Below are 17,496 nucleotides of genomic sequence, written 5' to 3' on the forward strand. Positions count from 1 at the left end.
GTAGATGGTTTCGAGGCGATCCGCGATGCTGCGACAAATCTCCGAAGATGTCCGGGTCAACCTGAAGGACCGGTTGCGGGAGGTCCGCGACATCATCCGGCAGAGCCGCCATGACGGCACCGGCGACGCCAGCGTGCTGCGCGAAGCCACCAGCCATCTGCCGCCCTTCCCTGGCAAGGGCATCGAAGACCTGCTCAGCCATGCCGCCAGCGCCGTCGACGAGGCGCTGTCGATCGCCGAATCCTTCGTGCCGCATGAACGCCCGATCAAGGTGGACGGAACGACGGTAAAGGGTCTCGGCACCTATTTCCCCGTTGGAGACGAGGAACGGCAGTTGAGCGCGGAGCGGCTGTTCCGGCGCGACATGTATTATCTGACCAAGGCGGTGCTTGCCGGGCTGAAGATCGACAATGCCCGCATCCATGAAGCCGGGTTCGCCGCCGTCCATGCAACCATGCGCAAGCGCCACGGGGATCTGTTGACCGCTCTTACCGCGCCCGGCGCGGGGCTGCGGGAAATCGCGTCGACATGCTCGGCGCTGCTGGTCGAATGCCTGAACCAGCGGCCGGTCCGCTTTGGAGACACGCCGCCGGAAGCAGCAGCAATGGGGGACAGGGCACTCGACATAAGCTGCCTTGCGCCGGTCGTCCTGGCCTGCGGCCTGGCGACCACCGGCCGCGACGGCGCCCCGGAACCCGACATGCTGGAGATCGCGATCCTGGCCGCCGACATCCGCCGCGACCGCATCGTGCAGGCCTGCGCCAAGGCGAGCCCGGCTGAGGAACTGACGGCTGTCTTCGCCACCTTGCTTGCGCATTTGCCGTAAGGCCTCCAGCGCGTTTCCGGGACCGGAACGGCCGCGCGGAGCTACTTTCCGGCCGCCCCACTTTCCGTCACCATGGCCGTGATTGTCTTCTTGGCGCGCTGGATCGAGGCCGGGCTCATCGAAAGTTCGGTCAGACCCATTTCGATGAAGGTGGGGATGAGGTCCGGCCGCCCGGCCGCCTCTCCGCACATGCCGACCATGATGCCCGCGGCGACGCCGGCTTTTGCCGTCAGCTCGATCGCCGACATCACGGCGGGATTGGCGACGTCATTGAGCTTGGCGACGGTCGGGTTGAGCCGATCGGCGGCCATGATGTACTGGGTCAGGTCGTTGGTGCCGATCGAGAAGAAAGCCACTTCCCTTGCCAGCGCTGGCGCGATCAGCACGGCTGCCGGAGTCTCGATCATCACGCCGAGATCGAACCCGGTATGCGGCACGCCCTCGGCCTTGAGTTCCGCCGCGCATTCCTCGACCAACACCCGTGTCTGCCTGACCTCGCCGATGTCGGACACCATCGGCAGCATCACCTTGATGTTGCCGTGCACCGCGGCCCTGAGCAGGGCCCGCAGCTGGCGCTTGAAGATATCGGGCCGGTCGAGGCACATGCGAATGCCGCGCCAGCCCAGGAACGGATTTTCCTCGTCAGGAAATTCGATGCCGGCGATCGGCTTGTCGCCGCCTATGTCCAGCGTGCGCACGATGACCGGATAGGGCGCGAACGCCTTGGCCAGCGCCGCATAGGTCTCGGCCTGCATGTCCTCCGAGGGAAGATGCATATGGCGCATGAAGAGGAGCTCGGTGCGGAACAGGCCGACGCCCATGGCGCCGGCTTCCTGCGCGGCTTCGATTTCCTCAAGCGAGCCGATATTGGCGGCGACCTCGATCACCCGGCCGTCGGCGAGTTTCGGCGTCACCGTCTTGAAAGCCGCCAGGCCGGCGCGCTCCTTGGCCGCCGCCTCGACGCGGCCGGCAAAATCGGCGCGGACGGCCGCGTCGGGATCGACGATCACATGACCGCTATTGCCGTCGAGCGCGACCTGGTTCGCCGTGCGCAGCGTATTGATCCGCTCGCCGAGGCCCAGCACCGCCGGAATGCCGTGCGAACGGGCGATGATGGCGATGTGCGAAGTGGCGCCGCCATGGCCGCACACCACACCGCCGATGCGCTTCAGCGGGGCCCGCGCCAGATCCCAGGCGCCGATGTCGTCGGCGATGAGAATGGCGCCTTCGGGAATGTTCTCGAGGCTGACATCGTCCTGGCCAAGCAGCACCAGGCAGATCTGCCGGCCGACCGCATGGACGTCGTCCGCGCGCGCATTGAGATAGTGATCGTCGACGGCGCTGAACTCGGCGGCGATGGTCGAGGCGGCGGTGATGACGGCCGAAACCGCGTCATTGCCGCCCTCGATAGCCTTCTCGGCCTGGCCGGTCAGGCTGTCGTCCGCGGCGATATCGCGAAGTGCCGCGACGATACCCCGGTCGCCGGCCGACAGATTGTCTTGCGCCAGCGCGTTGTCCATGCGCGCCTGGACCGCGGCGACGGCGGCGCGGAACCGATCGATCTCACCGGCGATCTCTCCGGCCTGCAGCATGCGGCCCTGTCCGGTGATGTCAGGCGGGAAATGCGCGAAGGCAGGCCCGATGGCGACACCCTCGCTGGCCGCCACACCGCGCAAGCCATTTGCTTGACCTGCTGCGGCGGGCGCTGATTGGGGCACCGGCGCGGGCATCGCCTCCTGGCCGGCGTCATTCGCCGGATGCTGCGGCGCTTCGTCGTCGAGGCCCGCCTTGGGGTTCTCGAGATAGCCGATCAGCGCCTCGATGGCCTCGATGGCGTCGGCGCCATTGGCCCGCACGGTGACTTCCTGGTTTTCCTTGACCGCCAGCAGCATCAGCTTGACCGAACTCTTGGCGCTGACCGCCTTGCCGTCCTTGACCAGTTCGACATCGGATTCGAAGCCTTTGGCAAGCTTGACGAAGCGCGTGGCGGGACGGGCATGCAAACCTTCATGCACTCTGACGATGGTCGAGCGTTCCATGGCAAATACTCTTGTTATGGGCGCCTCGCCCAGCATAGGCGGCGGCGCGGATGCTGTCAGGCGGCGATTGTGATGATCGCGTCGGTTTTCAAGGCGGCTACGAGCGCTCCACCATCGACTTGCGACGCGCAGATCTCGCCTGGCCTCTCGGCCTCGGCGGCGCCGTTGAACGAGATGACGACGTGGCCCATTTCGAGCACCTTGCTCCAGGCGCTGGACCCAACGGCCGTTATGACAGCTGAAACCGGCCCGATGGTGATCGAAGCGCCCTTGGCGGGCGCTCCGTCACTTGGTCCCTGCTCCGTCTTGTGCAGCACGGAGACTTCGGCAAGCTCCGGCGGCGAGCCATCCGCGAACAGGATGACCACGCCCCCTTCGGCAAGGTCCGCCACTTCGGGTCCTATTGCTGTGACCCGTGTCTTGAGAAGAACCGACATATGGCGAACCTCGTTGTTGTTAGTGTTTAGAATACGATCAGGGAGACGATCCAGGCGATCAGCACCGAGACCGGGCCCATGATCTGGCGGCTGATGAGCACCGCCGGCACGCCGATTTCGATGGTCTTCGGCTTGGCTTCACCCAGCGCCAGGCCGACCGGCACGAAGTCGCAGCCGACCTGGGTGTTGTAGGCAAACAGCGCCGGCAGGGCCATCGCCGGCGAAATCGTGCCGTTGGCGATCTGCGGGCCGATGATGGCGACGCCGATGACCTGTGCGATCACGGCGCCTGGCCCCAGGATAGGAGACAGGAACGGCAGGCCGCAGATGGCCGAGATGATCAGCAGGCCGACGATGTTGTTGGCCAGCGGTCCCATCGGCTGTGCCAGCACGTCGCCGATGCCGGTGTAGAGGATCAGGCCGATAAGCATGGTCACGAAGGCCATGAACGGCAACACGTTGCGCACGACCTGGTCGATGGTACGGCGGCCGGAATTGAAGAAGATGCCGACCACGCGGCCCATGACGCGGCCGATCGAGCTGATCAGGCCGATAAGCCCGCCCTCGCTCGGCAGCGGCTGTGGCGCCGCGGCTGTAGTGTTGTTGCTTGAACTCATCGATGCTGCTCCCCCCGCAGTGGTGACCGCCTCGGATCCGTCCGCCATTGCGACATTGGCCGGCTTCACGCCCGAAACGTAGATGTCTTCCGTGATGAACTGGGCGAGCGGCCCAGCCTGTCCGACCGGCGTCAGATTGACGGTCGGGATACGCTTGCGCGGATAGACGCCGCACCGGGCGGTGCCGCCGCAGTCGACGACGACGACAGCCATCTCGCTTTCGATCGGCGGCGCCTTGAAGCCGTCAACGGCCGTGGCGCCGGTCATGTCGGCGATGAGCTGCGCTACGGGGTGGATGCCGCCACCGGTGACGGAGACGACCTTGTCACGCTGCGCGGTCGGCTCGATGACGAGCGGACCGCCCCAGCCGGTCGAGCCCCGGGAGATTTTTACGGCTTTGTATGTCTTGGCCATGATGTCCTCCCCGCCCTTAGAGCTCGACGCCCTGGCGGCGTGCCATGATGGCGGTGATGCGCTCGGTCAGCATGCCCTTGAGCAGGATGACGACGAGGCCGACGATGGCGTACCAGATCGCCACCTTGACGTGGTAACCGGCAACGACGACGCCCTTCTTCTCGAGCTCGAGCAGAGCGACGAGAATGCCGCCCCAGACGAAATATTCGCCCGGGTTGATGTGCGGGAACAGGCCGAGCGGCGGATGCACGTAGGACACGGCCGCGTCATAGAAGGCGGGCTTGTGCTTTTCCTCCAGGAACGACCCGAACGTGTAGGCCATCGGGTTGGTGAGGAAGAAAACCGCCAGCAGCGGCAGCAGCGTATAGCGCGTCAGCGCGATCCTGCCGGCGCCGCGCGCCAGGCCGTGGACGCGCTCTTCGCCGACCAGTTCGGTGACGGCGTAGAAGGCGGTCATCAGCACCACCAGCGTCGGGATGATGCCGGTGACGAAGCCGGCGAACACTTCGCCGCCCTTCTGGAAGATGCCGATGAAGTACTTGCCGATGGCGGTCAGCCAGCCCAGCTGCTCTTCCTGCTGGACGTCCTTCAGCTTCTCCTTGAACTGATCGACGGTGATCGGCCCGCTGTCGGCCTGGGCCAGCACAACGAGATGGTCGGAAGCATGCTCGACGGCGAGCTTGCCATGCAAAGCAGCATCCGAGACCATCGTGCCCGCCACATGCAAATTGTGAACGGCCAGGTCGGCATGCTGCGCCAACAACGAAAATACAGACATTTCTCCTCCTTATGCCGCCCGCCGGTTGATCCCAGTCGGTGCGCGGCGTCCTCAGAGCATGATGCCGAAAAGTGCGAAGCGGTTTTCGGACGACTTCATGCTCTATCCCTTTGATTCAGAGGCGGATTCAGATTCAGATCGACTGGATCTGAAATCATCCGACTCTAGGCCCTTGCTACATTCAAACCGGATAGGCCCGGCTTCTTGCCCGGCTCCGACCGTGCTTTGTCGATCTGTTCGATCGCCCGTTTCACGGCCTCGGCCACACCGGGTTCCCCCTCTCCCATGATTGCAGGATTGGACCGGAGTCGATCGAGGGAGACCCCCTCGAATTCTTGAAATCTCTTGAACTTGGTGAAGACGGAGCGGCCGCTCATCACCATCATGCGGCGCACGATCAGGTCAGGCGTCACCACGACGAGCGCGATGGTGCCCTTGGCCAGCCGGCCGCGAAAATTGCCGGCTCCGACGAAGCCGTCCTTGTACTGGTCGGTGACGCCCCGGAAGACATCCGAATAGTGCCGCATCTGCAGCCAGACACCGAGCGACTGCAGCGCCCACACAATAACCAGCAGAAGCAGTGCCCACTGCCAGATCGCCATCCAGTTCTCCTCCCGAAGCTTGCGTTGAACCCGCACCTTGGACCGATGCGAGACAACAGCAAAGTGAGAACATTTGTTTCCGAGAATGTCAATATGTATGATATTGGCACCCGACACGGTCATCCACAGGCCATCGGCGGATTTCGGTGGCGCCGCGGCTGTGCTAGCCTGTCCGAAACGGGATGAGAGACATGGAACTGCCCTTCAGGGATGAATTGGCCCTCATGCCCGACCTGCGGCACCGGCTGCGCCAATTGCGCTGGTTTCGCGCCACGTTCCGCGGCAGCGCGAAGGTGGTCTCCGATACATTCGGCGTGCGTTTCGAGATCGACGAGGCGCGGCTCACACGAGCCTTTCTCGACTGGGTCGAGATCATGGAGGCGCAGAAGCGCTTCGCCGCGATCGACCGCGCCGACTTCATCGTCTTTGCCGCCGGGCTCGTGCTGCGAGAGTTGATCAAACAGGCGCCGGCCAGGGAAGTCTCCGGCCTCACAGGGCTCATCGAAACGGGAGAGAATGCCGGCACGCTGGAGATCATCCGTTTCTGGCCGGAGGGCTTCCTCTACACCAACTACTGCGTTTCCGTAATTTCGGCGATCCACGAGCAGGAATTCGGCTCCGCGCCCGGCATCGACAAATGCGCCGACGATCTGCGCACCTGGTGGTCCTATCGCGAGAACGTCACCGAGATGCCGGCCTATGCCGTGGCTTTCCTGGACCGCTTCCTGGGCGCCGAGCCCAACTGGATCACGCCCGACCGCGCGCAATCGCGCCAGGCCATGCAACGGGCACTCGGATCCGCCCGTGCCAGCGATGCGCTGCGCCAGCTCTAGGCCCCGCCGCCCCGTACAACCGCTATCCCGCTATTGAACATTTGACTTTTTATCGATAGCGATGTGCGAAATTTGACTTCCGGGAGAAGCGCGTGGCGCGATCAAGACCTATCATTTTCGATTGCGACGGCGTCCTCGTCGACAGCGAACCCCTGGCCGCCAGGGCCTATGAGCGCGTCTATGAAAAGCACGGCATGCCCGGTGTTCATAACGGGATCATCGCCCAGTGCATCGGCATGAAGCAGGCCGATATCATCGTGAAGATCAAGGAGTTGACCGGCCACCAGTTTCCCGCCGAGGCCGATGGCGATATCTGGGCCGAGACCAAGGCTGTCTTCTCCGAGGAGCTGAAGCCGACGCCGGGCATCGCCTCGTTCCTCGCCAAACTTGCCTGTGACCGCTGCGTTGCCTCGTCATCCTCTGTCGAGCGCATCAACCACAGCCTGGCCGTCACCGGGCTGGCGCGGTTTTTCGGGGACGCGATCTACAGTTCCTCCATGGTCAAGAACGGCAAGCCGGCGCCCGACATCTTCCTCTTCGCGGCGGCCCGGATGGGCGCCAACCCCGCCGACTGCATCGTGATCGAGGATTCGCCCTTCGGCATCCAGGGCGCGGCGGCCGCCGGCATGACGGCGATCGGCTACACCGGCGGTGGCCACACCTATCCCGAGCACGCCGAGCGGCTGAAGGCGGCCGGCGCCGATTTCGTCTGCCCGGACTGGCATGAGATCAGCCGGCAATTGGCTGGTCTTGGCGTGCCGGCTTAATTCAGCGGATACTTGGTGAATCCACGGCTGGCCCATTCGCCAGGCGGGACCAATGAGCCCACACGGAAGTTGAAGGATAGGACCCTCGTCGCATCCGCGTCGACTTCGCACCGGAAGTTTAGATTGTACCAGGTGTTTCTGGTGCTGAAGGCCGCCTGCGGCGGATTAAGAACATTACCTTTGTCCAGGGTAATGGTTGGTACCCATTTGATCGAATAGTCGGCTCCTTGCAATTCCTGGCTCAGAACGTTGCCGCAAAGATTGGCCACGCGCTGACCGCGCGGCACATTATCCATGGAGCTTGTCGCCAACGCATCGCCGGTTGCTCCTTGCGAGAACAGCTTTCTGACGCCCGGAAGACCGGAATACATCGGCGATCCTGCAACGTCGTTGCTGGTAGGGTTTGATTTCCCTGCTTTCCCGCTTGGGGCTTTGAAGGCTCTTGCCGGTTTGAATGCCATTGTCTTGGCTGGTTTGGGTTTTGCCTTGGCAGTCGAGGCTGGAGGCGCCGGCTTGTCGCCGGTCTCGGCTGCTAATGGCTTTGGCTCCGCAACCGCTTGCTTTTCGGCGGGTTGCGGCGCGGGTTCCTCTTTGTCCGGCTGCTGTTTGTCGGCATCCTCAGTCGGCCGCTTATCCTCGCTTTGCACAGGCTTTTCGTCCGGCGGGGCGGTTGCCGGCTTCTCGTCGGGCTTGCTCGGCTCTGCCTTCTGCTCTGGCGTTGCAGCCGGGGCGGGCCGGGCCGGCGTGGGTGTCGGTGTAATAGGCGGCTTCGCAGCCTCATCCTTGGCCGGCGAAGGCGCATTGGCTTGAGCGCTGCCGCCGTCGAGAGATTTCTCGGGCCCGGTATCCTTCTTGCCATACTGGAAAACAGGCTTCAGAACCGGAATGTTCACGGGTTTGGGCGGCGGCTCGGGCGGTTTTTCGACCTTCTGTTCCGGCGGCTTTTCGGCTTTGGGCTTGGGTGGCGGCGGGGGAACAGGTTTCGGCTTTGGCTGCTCCGGCGGAGGCACCAGCGCGACATTGACCGGCTCGTCCTGCTGAGGTTGTGTGGGGGGCGTGCGTACGCCGTATACCAGGGCCACCACGAAAAGCGCATGCAGGAGCAGCGATGCGGGGATGCCCCACAACAGATTCTGACGCCGTTCTCCTGTCTCGCCCTTCATCCTGACCGATGTGGAATGAAAAAGCGGCAGCTTCAAGCATAAGCATTGGATTGACGCAATTTGGCCGCTGACAGCTTGGTGATCTGCGGTCTCGCGGGCCGCGCCTCCAAAGCGCTGGCGCCATTCAATCGGCTCGACGAGCCAAACCTGAAATCAGCTGGCTTCGTTGCGCTGAATCCCGTCCAGGAGCCCCTCGTCCAGCCGCGTTTCGCCAAACCAGTTCAACCGGTTGATGCCGACGAAGCCAGCATCGATCGCTTCATTCTCGTCGCCTGGCTCACTAGCATGCGCGCGTCCGCGCGGGACCGTAATCACCGTGCGGTCGCCGCCGCTTTCCACGATCTGCGCGCTCCGGGCGATCTTGTCGCGGCCGATGGCCGGCTGCCTGATTTCGGCCGGCAGAGCGGCCGGCAGATTGACGCTCAGCCAATGCCCTTCGGCAACCCAATCGGCGCGCGAGTGCCACAATGAGGCGATCAGTGCTCCGAGCCATCCGTCATCGGCATCGGTAAAATCGGGATTTTTCACGCGCGAGAAGCCGATGGCGGGAACGCCCCAGAAGCTCGCCTCCCGGGCAATGCCGAGCGTGCCGGAATAGGCAAGGTCTTCGGCGACGTTGCGGCCGTCATTGACGCCCGAAAGCACCAGGTCGGGTTTCATCGCATCGGCGAACAGCCATGCCATCGCGCTCACCACACAGTCGGCGGGCGTGCCCGAGCAGGAATACCAGTTGGGCCCGACGCGCCGCATCGTCAATGGCCTTGCAATGGTCAGCGACGAGCCGGCAGCCGTCCGCTTGCCTTCGGGCGCAACCACCCAGACATCATCGCTCAGGTCGCTGGCGGCATTGACCAGTCGGGCCAGTCCCGGCGCTTCTATGCCGTCATCGTTGCAGATCAGGATTCTCATGGATTGCTCCCTTGCGGCACCGCGATCCGCTGGCCCGTGCGATAGTTCGTAAGCAGCGACGGGATATGGCTCTTCAGCTCATCGAGAAGGTCGGGCGCGCAGGAATGTCCAAGCGCCGCCGGCCGGCCGGCCTTCTCCCAGATGCCGACATTGCCGGACAGGGTGGGATGCGTGGGCATGCGCACCCAATCCGCCCGGCCGGCCGCGTGCAGCAAGTCGCCCGGGGAGCCCGCCGGCAGGTGTCCGGTGAGCAAGACCGGATAGCCCGCCTCCCCCGCACGAGGCAGCAGGCGCGACGACGGGCCGGCTTCGCCCATGCCGTCGTCGGCCAGCAGCGGCAGTGCCGGCAAAGGATCGACGTCGGTCCAATCGGGCGCTTCCGCGAGGCGATGGCGCAGAATGCCCGGAACGCCCGGCAACAGGGATGCCGAGGCATCGATCTGCGCCTGCAGCGACGAGCGCATGCTGGCATGGATGGCGAAGGGGCCAGGCAAGGCCGCGATCAGCTCCAGCGACCGGCCGGACAAGGGCGTCGGCAGCAGGCACCCCTGCGGATGCCGGGCTACCCATTCGGAAATCTGTCGCGCCCGCGCAGCCCCCGCGATCGGGTCGGCGCCATAGGAAGCGTCGAGAATGAGAAGATCGCAATTCGGAATCCTGTCCATGACGAACACGTTGCTGTCGGGCACCACATCGGCCGAATAGGCGACCCGGCTGTCGCCATCGTCGACGGCAAACCAGACGCCGCCGACGACATGCCCCGATCGTCCGGTGCTGATCGTGAGATTGCCGATCTTGAGCATATCTCCGGGTTCAAACAGCTCGATGCGGTCTCCCGGAAAAGGAAATCGGCTCAGGTCTCCGGCATCGGCATAGGCGGCAAGCGTGGCCGGGGCCTCATCGCGGGTCTCCGCCGTCATGAAGATCGGGCCGGCGTAACCACGCGACAACAGCCAGCTCAGCGCGCCGACGTGATCTTCATGCGCGTGCGAGATGAAAAGCGCATCGATGTCTGCCGCCGAACCTTCAAGTGCGGGATAGTAGGCCGGCCCCGAGGCTCCCACCCTGATGCCGGCGTCGAGGAGGATACGGTCCCCGCCGCTGCTCACGGCAACGCTGGTGCGGCCCTTTTCCCCGAAGCCGCCGAGCAGGTCCAGCATCATCACGATGATGTCCCTGCCGCCGGGATCAGCCAGCCGGATTTCACGCGCAGCCGCGCCTGGGATCCGCTTTCCAGGAGGACCGGGTCCGGCTGCTCGAAATGCAGGGTGAGGCCAGGGCCGGCAGTGGGCGTGAATTCGATCCGCGCCGCGCCGCCCTGATAGACCACCCGCTTGACCAGACCGTCGAAGCCGGAGACATCGGCCGACGCTTCGAGATCGGCGGAGCGGCAGCAGATCTTGGCGCCGGTACGGGGCCGTTCGCCAAGCCGGCAGCGGACCACGAGTTCGGTTCCGAGCACCCGCACCCTGCAATGGCCCGCCTCCTCCCCGCTGAGCACATCGGCCGGCAGCAGGATGCCCTGGGAAATGAAGGAGGCCACCATTTCATTTGCCGGCTCATGATAGAGTTCGCGCGGTGTCGCAAGCTGCGCCAGCCGGCCATGGTCCATCACCGCGATGCGGTCGGCTAGAGCCATTGCTTCGGCCTGGTCATGGGTGATGTAGACGATGGTGGTGCCCGAACGCTTGTGGAAGGCGGCGAACTCATCCTCCATCGAGGCTCTCAGATGCACGTCGAGATTGGCCAGAGGCTCGTCGAACAGCACCAGCGAAGGCGCGGCGACAAGACAGCGCGCCAGCGCGACACGCTGCCGCTGACCGCCGGAGAGGTTGGCGGGCCGGCGCTCGCCCAGTCCCTGCAGGTTGACCAGGGCCAGCGCGTCTTCCACCTTCTGGCGAGCGACGGCCTTGTCGAGCCTGGCCACCTTCAGCGAATAGCCGATATTCTCGGCCACCGTCATATGCGGCCACAGCGCATAGTTCTGGAAAACGATGCCGACCCGGCGCTTCTCCGGCGCAACGCCGCCGCCGCTGTTCGACACGACGTCGCTGCCGATGCGGATTTCGCCTGAACTCACTTTCTCGAAACCGGCAACTAGGCGCAGCAATGTCGTCTTGCCGCAGCCGGAAGGCCCGAGCACCGCCAGGAACTCGCCGTCGGCGACGTCGATCGAGACATCCTTGACCGCATCGAAATCGGCGAAGCTCTTGGTCACATGGTCCAGGGTCAATCTCGCCATGGCAGAACTCCGCTTGGAAGATGAGGGGCAAGCAGATTGGTCACCAGCATCAGCCCGAAGGTGACCGCGACCGTGATGACCGACATCGCCGCCGCATAGTTGGAATCGCCGCCCTGTTCGAAGGAGAACATCACCACGCCGATGGTCTCGGACCCCGAGGACCACAGCAGCGCCGAGACGGTGAGCTCGCTGAGCGCCGTCATGAAGATCAGCAGGCCGCCGGCAACGGCCGCCGGCGCCACAAGCGGAAAGACGATCGTGCGCATGCGCGTGAACAGACCCGCGCCCGCCACCTGCGCGGCCTCCTCGAGTGCCCGGTCGATCTGGTGGTAGCCGCTGATCGTCGGCCGCAGCGCCAGCACCAGGAAGCGGGCGAGATAGGCGTAGAGGATGATCCAGACCGTGTTGTAGAGCTGGATGCCGGTGAGCGGGATGGGCCGCAGGAAAAGCAGCAGCGAAGCGATTGCCAGCACCACACCCGGCAAGGCATAGGGCAGTTCGACCGACAGGTTGAGCAGCCGCACCCAGCGCTGCTTGCCCCAGGCGATGAGATAGCCGACCGGGACGGCGACGATGACCGCGAAGAAGGCGGCCGCGATCGACAGCCAGAAGCTGTTGAAGAAGGCGCGCCTGGCGGCATCGTGTTCGAACAGCACGAAGCGGTAATTGTCGAGCGTCGCGGTCTTTCCCGTAAGCGCGATGCCGTAGCCCGGCACGAGCGACGTCAGCACCAGACCGAACAGCGGCAGCACCAGCACCAGCAGGATCAGCAGCCACATGCCGGCCTGGACGACGGGCCGCCAGCCGCCCAGTTCATAGGGCTCGGCAGGCAGCGAGGTGGAGGAGATGCGGTAGTCGCGCCGGCGGCTCATCACTTCCTGGGCAAGGATGCCGGCCATGGCGATGACGCCGATCAGCACCGACAGGAACGCCGTCTCACCGAGCACCGCCGGGCCGCCGCCGGCCAGCTTCTGGTAGATGAGCGTGGGCAGCACGAGATAGTTGGCCGGAATGCCGAGGAAAGCCGGAATGCCGAAATTGCCGACACAGGAGACGAAGGCCAATGCCGCGGCCGCCATGATCGAAGGCGTCATCAGCGGCAACACGATGGTGACCAGCACGGTGAACCAGTTCGCGCCGCCGGCGCGTGCCGCCTCGACCAGTTCGCGCGGCAATTTGCGCAGGCCCGCGCGCACCAGCAGGAACACCAGCGGCCCATACTGCACACCGAGCAGCAGGATGATGCCCGAGGTCGAATAGAGCGGATTTTTCGTGCCGAGCGGCGGCGCCGCCCCGAAAAGCTTGAGAAACGGGCTTGCCGGTCCAAACAGTTGCAGCCAGGCCAGCGCCGTCACCTGCGGGGCGATCATCAGCGGCATGACGTAGCACAGCACCAGGGCGCCGCGGCCGCGTATGTCGGTCAGCGAGACCAGCACAGCCACCAGGGTTCCCGACAGCACGGCGAGCAATGTACCGCCGATGCCGACGACCAGCGTGTGCCAGGTCGCGATCCACGTCGCCGGGCTTCGCAATCCGGCTTCGACCGCTATTGTCGACAGGGTGCCGCCGGGCGCCACGATCTCCTTGATCAGGCGCAGCATCGGCAACAGGGAAAGCAGGACAATGACGATGGCCACCGCCACGGTCAGGGCCATTTCCTGGCCCCGGCTCTCCCTCACTCGTGTGGGCATGATTGTGTTTCCTGGGTCGAGGCGAGCGGGATGCCGGCCGGCCGGCATCCCGCCGTCATTGACGGCTCAGCCGCCGAACAGTTCCTGGAACTTCGCCTTGTCGGCGTCGGTTTTGGCGACGATCGCCTTGGTGTCGAACGGCATCACCTTGACCTTGACACCTTCCGGCAGCCATTCGGGACGGCCGACCGAAGCGCGCGCCGGCAGGTAACCCATCGACAGCGCCAGCTTCTGGCCTTCGTCAGACAGAATGAAGTCGACGAACTTCTTGGCGCCGTCGACATTCTTGGCGGTCTTCATGATGGCCACCGGCTCGGTCACGGCGGGCACGCCTTCACTGGGGAACACGAACTCGACCGGCGAACCCTTCTTCTTGGCGTTCATCGCCATGAAGTCGACGAGGATGCCATAGGGCTTCTCGCCCGACGCCACCGATTTCAGCACCGCGCCATTGCCGCGCACGCTGACGGTGTTGTTGGTCTTCAGCTTCTGGAAGAAGTCCCAGCCGTAATTGCTGTCGCCCGCGAAGCCCGACAGCAGATAGGCGGCCGCACCCGAATAGAGCGGGCTCGGCATCACCAGGCCATCGGCATAGGCCGGCTTGGCCAGATCGGCCCAATGCTGCGGCTTTTCGGCCGCCGCGGTGTTGTAGACGATGCCGGTGGTGATCAGCTTGCTGCCGAAATAGGTCTTGCCGGCGTCATAGGCATCGGCCTCGATGCCGTCGAGCTTGGCCTCTGGATAGGCCATCAGACGGTCATCCTTCTTCAGCAGTTCCATCGAGACCGCGTCGGCGATCAACAGCACGTCGGCCTGCGGGCTGCCGGCGGCGAACTCCGCCGCCATCTTGGTCAGGATGTCGCTGGTTCCCGAGCGATAGATGGTGACATCGATGCCGGGCTGCGCCTTCTTGAAGGCCTCCACGGTCTTGGCCGCGTCGGCTTCGGGCTGGGATGTGTAGAGCGTCAGTGTTTCGGCGTTTGCCACGCCGGCAAACAAAGCCGCCGCGAGCGCCAGCTGGCTGGCCAGCAGCGTGATGAAGTGCGTCTTCATGAGACCTCCTGTCTTGTCTGTGCACGACCGGACCGGCCCCAGGCCGATACCCCGTCTCTTCCTCCCTGCACGGCGCATATGACTGGTGGATGACACAGCGCGTGAAACCCACAAAATATGTTCATATGTTCAATGTCAATTACAAATGAACAGAGATGTGCCACAATCCATCAAGCCGCGATCCGGCATCCAGTTGACACAAGGCCGGCGTTTCTCCGATGTCGGCAGCGCCCCCGCCAGGACTCATGAGGGATGAGAACCTATGTCCACGCAAAAGCCCCGACCGGCCCGCCTGCCGATGGTTTCGTCCGACCTGAATGTGAAGACCGCCTGGCTCTATTACGTCGAAGGCCTCACGCAGGAGCAGATCGCCGAAAAGCTCGATGTCTCCAGGGTGAAGGTCATGCGGACACTCGCCGCCTGCACGGCCGAAGGCATCGTCGTTACCATGATCAATGCGCCAACTGCCGAACAGGTGGCGCTCGAAAGGGACCTGGAAAGGCGCTGGGGCCTCGATGCCGCCGTCGTCGTCCCCACGCCTTCGGCGCATGAGCATCTGGAAAAGGCGATCGGCCATGCCGTCGCTGCCTATCTCGGCGAACAGATGCAGGACGGCATGACGCTCGCCATCGGCGGCGGCGCCACGCTGCACTCCAGCCTGGGCTTCCTTGCCCGCCGGCAATTGAAACGCGCTTCCGTGGTCGCGCTCGTCGGCAGCCTGCCGCATTCTCAATGGATCAACCCCTCGATCGTCGCGGCGAAGGTCGCCGACGTTTTCGAGGTCGACAGCTACCAGATCACCGCACCGGTAACCGTGGACGATCCTGCGCTGCGCGATCTGCTTTGGGCGCAACCCACACTGCAAGACGTGCAGCGGCGCGCGGCTGCCGCCGACATAGCGCTGCTCACCGTCGGCGACATGTCGCCCGATGCCACGATCTTCCGGCACGGCATTGTTCCGTCATCGCTGATCGCACCGCTCAAGGCGAGGGGCGCGGTCGCCAACATGCTGTGCTTTTTCGTCGACACCGCCGGGCGCCTGGTCGACCACGAGGTCAACGGCCGGGTCATGGCCATCGATCTCGATGTCGTCGGCAAGGTGCCCAATGTCGTGCTGGCCGCCGGCGGGAAACGCAAGGTGGCGGCGATCCTCGCGGCGCTGAAGGCCGTCAGCACCAATGTGCTGATCACCGACAGCGACACCGCCGCGGCACTGTTGGCCAAAGGCGGCTGAGACGGCTTCGATTCGAATTTCTGAGTTCGGTTTTAGATCAGGCCGCGGTCGCGCAAAAAGTCCTCGACGCCGACATGGGTCATGGATTCGAATTCGGCGATCGCCTCGGCCACCCGCTTGCGCTGGGCCGCCAGCAGCGTGAACACCTGCTTCATCTCGCCGGAAACGCCGAACCGGCTCCACCGCTCGGCGATGTGCGCGGGCAGGCCGATATCGGCGCAGAACGCATCCAGGCTCTCAAATCCAAGGCTGGCGACAAGCTGCTTGGTCTCTTGCGCCGACATGCGCGGCTCGAATGCATGATCGTGCAGACGCTGCGCCACCAGTTTGATGTCGGACGGCGACGCGCCCATGACCTTGCCGAACAGGGTTTTGACGTCGGACGGGTCGAATGCGGGCATGCGGGCCTCCCTTGATCGCGTTCCATCAAGAACATGGGTCAAGGGTCGGCGCCTGACAAGTCGTTTCTGTCGTGAGCCGGCGCAACATTGGCGCCGGCTAATGCCTTATGGCTAGACGAGCATGCCCATCGGATTTTCAATGAGGCTCTTGAAGGCGACCAGCAGCTCGGCCCCCAGCGCGCCATCGACGGCGCGATGGTCGGTCGACAGCGTCACCGACATGACCGTTGCGATCTTGATCTCGCCGTTCTTGACCACCGCCCGCTCCTCGCCGGCGCCGACCGCCAGGATCGTCGCATGCGGCGGGTTGATGACGGCGGCAAAGTCCTTGATGCCGAACATGCCAAGGTTCGACACCGCCGTGGTGCCGCCCTGGTACTCCTCCGGCTTCAGCTTGCGGCTGCGCGCGCGGCTGGCCAGGTCCTTCATCTCGTTGGAGATGGTGGACAGCGTCTTTTCATCCGCATGCCGGATGATCGGCGTGATCAGCCCGCCCGGGATCGACACGGCCACGCCGACATCGGCGTGCTTGTGCTTGACCATGGCGCTTTCGGTCCACGAGGCATTGGCATCCGGCACCGCCTTTAGCGCAATCGCCATCGCCTTGATCACCATATCGTTGACCGACAGCTTGTAGACGGGCGCCTCGCCCCCGTTGGACTGCTCGCCGGTCTTCTTCATCGGAGCCGCGGCATTCAACTGCGAACGCAGCGCCAAGAGCGCATCGAGTTCGCAGTCGAGCGTCAGGTAGAAATGCGGGATGGTCGACTTTGCTTCGACCAGACGGCGCGCGATGGTCTTGCGCATATTGTCATGCGGCACGAGCTCGTAGGAGCCTTCCTCGAACAGGCGAAGCACCTGATCGTCCGACATCGGCTTGGCCGGTGCGGGAGCGGTGGTCGTTGGAACCTCAGCGGGCGGCGCCTTGGCTTCGGGCGCAGCCTTTGCGCCGCCGGCAACCGCCGCCTCGACATCCGCCTTGACCACGCGGCCATGCGGGCCGGTTCCGGCGATGCTGGCGAGGGCAATGCCCGCTTCACGGGCCAGACGACGAGCCAACGGTGTCGCGCGTCCGCCCGACGGCGACTGGCCGATCTCCCCCCCTGTGGGGGAGATGCCCGGCAGGGCAGAGGGGGGCGCGACAGAATGAGAGGCTGGAGGGACAGCGCCCCCCTCTGTCGGCTTCGCCGACATCTCCCCCACAAGGGGGGAGATTGGCGTCAAATCTTGCTTGGCCCCATAAGCCTCGCCGTCGGCATAGATCCAAGCAACGGGCGCGCCGACCGCGATGTCGACGCCTTCCTTGCCGGTCACATCGCGCAAGATGCCGCTGGCCGGAGCGTCGATCTCCATCGCCGCCTTGTCGGTCTCGATCTCGAACAGCACGTCGCCCTTCTTGACCTGCTGACCTTCCGTGGCGAACCAGCGCGAAATCTGGCCGGTCGCCATATCCATGTCGACCTTGGGAAGAATGACTTCGGTCGGCATGG

17 protein-coding genes are annotated in these 17,496 nt (G+C 64.4%); 4 read left to right on the forward strand and 13 right to left on the reverse strand.

The genetic code is table 11. The features are described 5' to 3' along the window. Positions 1–25 precede the first annotated feature (25 nt). Positions 26–826 (forward strand): hypothetical protein, encoded by an 801-nt coding sequence (locus FFS37_RS09510; protein ID WP_137930692.1) that lies wholly within the window; start codon positions 26–28, stop codon positions 824–826. Between the two features lie 41 nt (positions 827–867). Here FFS37_RS09510 and ptsP read toward each other — a convergent pair whose 3' ends face one another. The 5 genes from ptsP to FFS37_RS09535 all read right to left on the reverse strand — a co-directional run bounded on the left by ptsP (position 868) and on the right by FFS37_RS09535 (position 5,713). After that, entirely contained in the window at positions 868–2,865 is a 1,998-nt protein-coding gene (gene ptsP, locus FFS37_RS09515) for a phosphoenolpyruvate--protein phosphotransferase (protein WP_137930693.1), read from the reverse strand. Between the two features lie 56 nt (positions 2,866–2,921). Beyond that, complete coding sequence (locus tag FFS37_RS09520) at positions 2,922–3,302, reverse strand: PTS glucitol/sorbitol transporter subunit IIA (protein ID WP_137930694.1); 381 nt, start codon at positions 3,300–3,302, stop codon at positions 2,922–2,924. 26 nt (positions 3,303–3,328) lie between these two features. Then, positions 3,329–4,333, reverse strand: a complete 1,005-nt coding sequence (srlE, locus tag FFS37_RS09525; protein WP_137930695.1) for a PTS glucitol/sorbitol transporter subunit IIB — start codon at positions 4,331–4,333, stop codon at positions 3,329–3,331. A gap of 16 nt (positions 4,334–4,349) precedes the next feature. Beyond that, positions 4,350–5,111: a PTS glucitol/sorbitol transporter subunit IIC gene (srlA, locus tag FFS37_RS09530; protein ID WP_137930696.1), complete on the reverse strand. Its 762-nt coding sequence runs from the start codon at positions 5,109–5,111 to the stop codon at positions 4,350–4,352. A 164-nt stretch (positions 5,112–5,275) separates the two neighbouring features. Next, positions 5,276–5,713, reverse strand: coding sequence for a transcriptional regulator GutM (locus FFS37_RS09535; RefSeq protein WP_137930697.1), 438 nt, complete (start codon positions 5,711–5,713; stop codon positions 5,276–5,278). A 191-nt stretch (positions 5,714–5,904) separates the two neighbouring features. On the opposite strand from FFS37_RS09535, the gene FFS37_RS09540 reads away from it, so the two are divergent. Both FFS37_RS09540 and FFS37_RS09545 read left to right on the forward strand, forming a co-directional pair. Then, on the forward strand, positions 5,905–6,546 hold the full coding sequence (locus tag FFS37_RS09540; protein ID WP_137930698.1) for a hypothetical protein: 642 nt from the start codon (positions 5,905–5,907) through the stop codon (positions 6,544–6,546). 92 nt (positions 6,547–6,638) lie between these two features. Further along, complete coding sequence (locus tag FFS37_RS09545; protein WP_137930699.1) at positions 6,639–7,313, forward strand: HAD family hydrolase; 675 nt, start codon at positions 6,639–6,641, stop codon at positions 7,311–7,313. Here FFS37_RS09545 and FFS37_RS09550 read toward each other — a convergent pair. The 6 genes from FFS37_RS09550 to FFS37_RS09575 all read right to left on the reverse strand — a co-directional run bounded on the left by FFS37_RS09550 (position 7,310) and on the right by FFS37_RS09575 (position 14,371). Next, the gene (locus FFS37_RS09550; RefSeq protein ID WP_137930899.1) at positions 7,310–8,476 is read right to left on the reverse strand and encodes a DUF930 domain-containing protein; all 1,167 of its coding nucleotides are present in this window, start codon (positions 8,474–8,476) and stop codon (positions 7,310–7,312) included. The genes FFS37_RS09545 and FFS37_RS09550 overlap by 4 nt on opposite strands. 153 nt (positions 8,477–8,629) lie before the next feature. Next, complete coding sequence (locus tag FFS37_RS09555; RefSeq protein ID WP_137930700.1) at positions 8,630–9,385, reverse strand: 5'/3'-nucleotidase SurE; 756 nt, start codon at positions 9,383–9,385, stop codon at positions 8,630–8,632. Then, entirely contained in the window at positions 9,382–10,548 is a 1,167-nt protein-coding gene (locus FFS37_RS09560; RefSeq protein WP_137930900.1) for an MBL fold metallo-hydrolase, read from the reverse strand. The genes FFS37_RS09555 and FFS37_RS09560 overlap by 4 nt, the downstream gene beginning before the upstream one ends. Then, positions 10,548–11,627 (reverse strand): ABC transporter ATP-binding protein, encoded by a 1,080-nt coding sequence (locus FFS37_RS09565; RefSeq protein WP_137930701.1) that lies wholly within the window; start codon positions 11,625–11,627, stop codon positions 10,548–10,550. The genes FFS37_RS09560 and FFS37_RS09565 overlap by 1 nt, the downstream gene beginning before the upstream one ends. After that, positions 11,615–13,318 carry an ABC transporter permease gene (locus FFS37_RS09570; RefSeq protein WP_137930702.1) on the reverse strand — a complete coding sequence of 568 codons (1,704 nt, stop codon included), beginning with the start codon at positions 13,316–13,318 and terminating at the stop codon, positions 11,615–11,617. Before FFS37_RS09570 ends, FFS37_RS09565 begins: the two co-directional genes overlap by 13 nt. 66 nt (positions 13,319–13,384) lie before the next feature. Next, complete coding sequence (locus tag FFS37_RS09575) at positions 13,385–14,371, reverse strand: ABC transporter substrate-binding protein (protein ID WP_137930703.1); 987 nt, start codon at positions 14,369–14,371, stop codon at positions 13,385–13,387. A 262-nt stretch (positions 14,372–14,633) separates the two neighbouring features. Here FFS37_RS09575 and FFS37_RS09580 point away from each other — a divergent pair, with 262 nt between their 5' ends. Then, positions 14,634–15,605: a sugar-binding transcriptional regulator gene (locus tag FFS37_RS09580; protein ID WP_137930704.1), complete on the forward strand. Its 972-nt coding sequence runs from the start codon at positions 14,634–14,636 to the stop codon at positions 15,603–15,605. Positions 15,606–15,637: 32 nt separating this feature from the next. Here FFS37_RS09580 and FFS37_RS09585 read toward each other — a convergent pair whose 3' ends face one another. Both FFS37_RS09585 and FFS37_RS09590 read right to left on the reverse strand, forming a co-directional pair. Next, positions 15,638–16,006 carry a hypothetical protein gene (locus tag FFS37_RS09585; RefSeq protein ID WP_137930705.1) on the reverse strand — a complete coding sequence of 123 codons (369 nt, stop codon included), beginning with the start codon at positions 16,004–16,006 and terminating at the stop codon, positions 15,638–15,640. A gap of 111 nt (positions 16,007–16,117) precedes the next feature. Next, positions 16,118–17,494 carry a pyruvate dehydrogenase complex dihydrolipoamide acetyltransferase gene (locus FFS37_RS09590; RefSeq protein WP_137930706.1) on the reverse strand — a complete coding sequence of 459 codons (1,377 nt, stop codon included), beginning with the start codon at positions 17,492–17,494 and terminating at the stop codon, positions 16,118–16,120. Between the last annotated feature and the right edge of the window lie 2 nt (positions 17,495–17,496).

The organism is Mesorhizobium comanense (assembly GCF_005503535.1).
In the GTDB taxonomy this organism is placed as follows: domain Bacteria; phylum Pseudomonadota; class Alphaproteobacteria; order Rhizobiales; family Rhizobiaceae; genus Mesorhizobium; species Mesorhizobium comanense.

Bases quoted from the DNA above. Each gene is read 5' to 3' on its own strand.
- FFS37_RS09510 (WP_137930692.1), top strand. From the start codon at position 26: ATGCTGCGACAAATCTCCGAAGATGTCCGGGTCAACCTGAAGGACCGG.
- ptsP (WP_137930693.1), bottom strand. From the start codon at position 2,865: ATGGAACGCTCGACCATCGTCAGAGTGCATGAAGGTTTGCATGCCCGT.
- FFS37_RS09520 (WP_137930694.1), bottom strand. From the start codon at position 3,302: ATGTCGGTTCTTCTCAAGACACGGGTCACAGCAATAGGACCCGAAGTG.
- srlE (WP_137930695.1), bottom strand. From the start codon at position 4,333: ATGGCCAAGACATACAAAGCCGTAAAAATCTCCCGGGGCTCGACCGGC.
- srlA (WP_137930696.1), bottom strand. From the start codon at position 5,111: ATGTCTGTATTTTCGTTGTTGGCGCAGCATGCCGACCTGGCCGTTCAC.
- FFS37_RS09535 (WP_137930697.1), bottom strand. From the start codon at position 5,713: ATGGCGATCTGGCAGTGGGCACTGCTTCTGCTGGTTATTGTGTGGGCG.
- FFS37_RS09540 (WP_137930698.1), top strand. From the start codon at position 5,905: ATGGAACTGCCCTTCAGGGATGAATTGGCCCTCATGCCCGACCTGCGG.
- FFS37_RS09550 (WP_137930899.1), bottom strand. From the start codon at position 8,476: ATGAAGGGCGAGACAGGAGAACGGCGTCAGAATCTGTTGTGGGGCATC.
- FFS37_RS09555 (WP_137930700.1), bottom strand. From the start codon at position 9,385: ATGAGAATCCTGATCTGCAACGATGACGGCATAGAAGCGCCGGGACTG.
- FFS37_RS09560 (WP_137930900.1), bottom strand. From the start codon at position 10,548: ATGATGCTGGACCTGCTCGGCGGCTTCGGGGAAAAGGGCCGCACCAGC.
- FFS37_RS09565 (WP_137930701.1), bottom strand. From the start codon at position 11,627: ATGGCGAGATTGACCCTGGACCATGTGACCAAGAGCTTCGCCGATTTC.
- FFS37_RS09570 (WP_137930702.1), bottom strand. From the start codon at position 13,318: ATGCCCACACGAGTGAGGGAGAGCCGGGGCCAGGAAATGGCCCTGACC.
- FFS37_RS09575 (WP_137930703.1), bottom strand. From the start codon at position 14,371: ATGAAGACGCACTTCATCACGCTGCTGGCCAGCCAGCTGGCGCTCGCG.
- FFS37_RS09580 (WP_137930704.1), top strand. From the start codon at position 14,634: ATGTCCACGCAAAAGCCCCGACCGGCCCGCCTGCCGATGGTTTCGTCC.
- FFS37_RS09585 (WP_137930705.1), bottom strand. From the start codon at position 16,006: ATGCCCGCATTCGACCCGTCCGACGTCAAAACCCTGTTCGGCAAGGTC.
- FFS37_RS09590 (WP_137930706.1), bottom strand. From the start codon at position 17,494: ATGCCGACCGAAGTCATTCTTCCCAAGGTCGACATGGATATGGCGACC.